Annotated in this window: 1 protein-coding gene and 3 tRNA genes; 1 reads left to right on the top strand and 3 read right to left on the bottom strand. The window is 73.1% G+C overall.

The features are described from left to right. Positions 1-76: 76 nt before the first annotated feature. The 3 genes from ACFUEL_RS38545 to ACFUEL_RS38535 all read right to left on the bottom strand — a co-directional run bounded on the left by ACFUEL_RS38545 (position 77) and on the right by ACFUEL_RS38535 (position 494). Positions 77-152: transfer RNA gene (locus ACFUEL_RS38545), tRNA-Arg, on the bottom strand. 34 nt (positions 153-186) lie between these two features. Further along, positions 187-262 (bottom strand) — tRNA-Arg (locus ACFUEL_RS38540). Between the two features lie 141 nt (positions 263-403). After that, positions 404-494: transfer RNA gene (locus ACFUEL_RS38535), tRNA-Ser, on the bottom strand. A gap of 201 nt (positions 495-695) precedes the next feature. Between ACFUEL_RS38535 and ACFUEL_RS38530 the strand changes: the two genes are divergently transcribed. Further along, positions 696-2,428, top strand: a 1,733-nt coding sequence (locus ACFUEL_RS38530; RefSeq protein WP_380242701.1) for a PAS domain-containing protein, incomplete at its 3' end; no start/stop codon positions are given.

Raw genomic sequence — 2,428 nt, 5'->3', positions numbered from 1 at the left:
CTCAACCCTTCTCTTGTTCGGTAGCGTATGATGTTTCATCGCTACGGGCCCCGGGCGGTGACCCGGGGCCTTCGACTGGTGCGCTCAGCAGGATTCGAACCTGCAACCTCTTGATCCGTAGTCAAGTGCTCTATCCGTTGAGCTATGAGCGCTCGGACGGCCCCTTGCGGAACCGCGAGCGGAGTTTGGTGCGCTCAGCAGGATTCGAACCTGCAACCTCTTGATCCGTAGTCAAGTGCTCTATCCGTTGAGCTATGAGCGCTCGCCCCGGCGGACTGGCCTCCTGGGCGGTGCGGGGACAACATTACATGACCCTCGACCTGGGGCGAAATCGATTGCCGACGGGCCCGCCCGGACAACGCAGGAGCCCCGCCGGTCAGTGACCGACGGGGCTCCCGGTGAGCGGAGGCGGAGGGATTTGAACCCTCGATGGACGGTAAAGCCCAAACCGCATTAGCAGTGCGGCGCCATAGACCGGACTAGGCGACGCCTCCAACACCCGGACCGCGACCGGTACTCCGGCGCGTTCCGTGCGACTGCGATGATGCCATAGCCGACGGCCCCGGCACCAACCACCACAACGATACTGGCCGGGTCGTCCACGGCGCAAAGAAGAATGAGATACTTCCCTCTCCGAGGAGAGCCAGAGCCGCCCGTCGCAGCGGCGGCCCGAAGCCGTGAGGAGACCTGTCGACGTGAGCAGCAGGCCGACCCGAGGCGCTGCTCGCCTCGCCGCGATACTCGATGCACTGCCCGACCCGCTGCTGCTGGTGAACAGCAACGGCACCGTGGTCGACGTCAACAAGGCCGCCGTGGAGAGCCTGCAGGCACCCGGCACCTCGCTGGTCGGAATGGGCGTGCTGGACCTGCTGCCGGAGTTCGACCCCAGTCGGATCCCGGGTTCCATGCGGCCCCCCGCGAGCGAGACCGAGAGCCTTGACCGACCGGTCCGGATGACCGCCCGCCGAACCGACGGCACCGCCTTCACCGTCGAGGTGTCCGGCAACGACTTCACCGACGAGGGCGGCGGGGAGGCGCACGGCTTCCTGTCCTTCAGCACCAACGACCAGGGGCTGCTGCTGCTCCTGGTCCGCGACATGTCGGCCCGCCTCGGGGTGGAGTCCGAGCTGCGGCGCCAGCACAAGCAGACCGAGATGATCCTGCGGGCCGCCGCCGAGGGTGTCCTCGGCGTCGACCTGGAGGGCCGCGTGGTGCTGGTCAACCCGGCCGCCGCGCACATCCTGGACTTCCGGGCCAGCGAGCTCGGCGGCCGCGAGCTGCACCCGCTGATCCAGCACTCGCAGCCCGACGGCAGCCCGCTGGCCGCCGAGAGCTCCGCGCTGGTGGACACCCTGCACTCCGGCCGCAAGCACCGGATCCGCAACACCGTGCTGTGGCGCAAGGACGGCCGCCCGGTCACCGTCGACCTGACCACCGCCCCGGTCCGGGACGGCGAGCAGCTGGTCGGCGCGGTGATGACCTTCACCGACCGCACCCGCGAACTCGCCCTCGCCGCCCGCAACGAGCACCTCACCGCCGTCCTGGAGTCCGAGCTCGGCGGCGCCCTGACCGCGCTGCACGGCCGGATCGACGCGCTCGCCGCCGACCCGGCCGGCCAGCTGTGGCCCGAGGCCAACTGGACGCTGCGCCGGCTCGCCGACGAGTGCCGCCGGTTCGGCCGGCTGATCGACGGCGTGCTGGAGCACCAGCGCTTCGAGGACGCCGCCGACCGCGGCAAGGCGTCCCTGGAGCGCGAGCCGGTCGGCCTGGACGAGGTCGTGCAGCTCGCCGTCGACCGCGCCGGGGAGCTGGTCGGGCCCGGCAGGGTCCGCTACTCGGTGCACGCCGCCGCCGTGAAGGTGCTCGCCGACCGCGAGCGGCTCGCCCGGGCGCTCGCCCACCTGGTCGCCGACGTCAGCGGCGTCGCGCCCGTCCCCGAGCCCGTCCGGGCCGAGGGCGAGGCCGCCCCCGCCGGGGTGCCGTTCGCCGGGCCCGCGCCGGCCGGCGAGCAGCCCCCGATGGTGGTGCTGGCGGCCGCCCGGCGCGGCGACGTGGCCCGGGTCGAGGTCCGCGGCCCCGCCCGCGGCTCCAGCAGCGTCCACCTGCCGATCGCCCGCGCCGCGGTCGAGCGGCACGGCGGCGTGCTGCAGCGCCACGACCTGCCCGCCGGGGCCGGCGCCACCTACGTGGTGGAACTGCCGCTCGACCCCGACGGCGACGCGTCCGGCGGGCCGGAGAAGCAGCAGCACGTCCCCAAGGACTCCGACACCGCGATGATCCCGGACCTGCCGGGCCAGGCCCCCCCGGTCGAGCCGCGGCCCGCCGCCGAGGCGGCGCCGGCGGACACGGCGGGCCGGGCCGTCGAGGCGCGCGCCGACGACACCCAGGGCTCCGGCCGGCGCCGGGCCCGGTCCGCCGACGCCCCCGG

This window comes from Kitasatospora sp. NPDC057198 (genome assembly GCF_042670125.1).
Lineage (GTDB): Bacteria > Actinomycetota > Actinomycetes > Streptomycetales > Streptomycetaceae > Kitasatospora.
The sequence above is the reverse complement of the archived record's forward strand: the minus strand, read 5'-3'. Positions and strand labels throughout refer to the sequence as shown.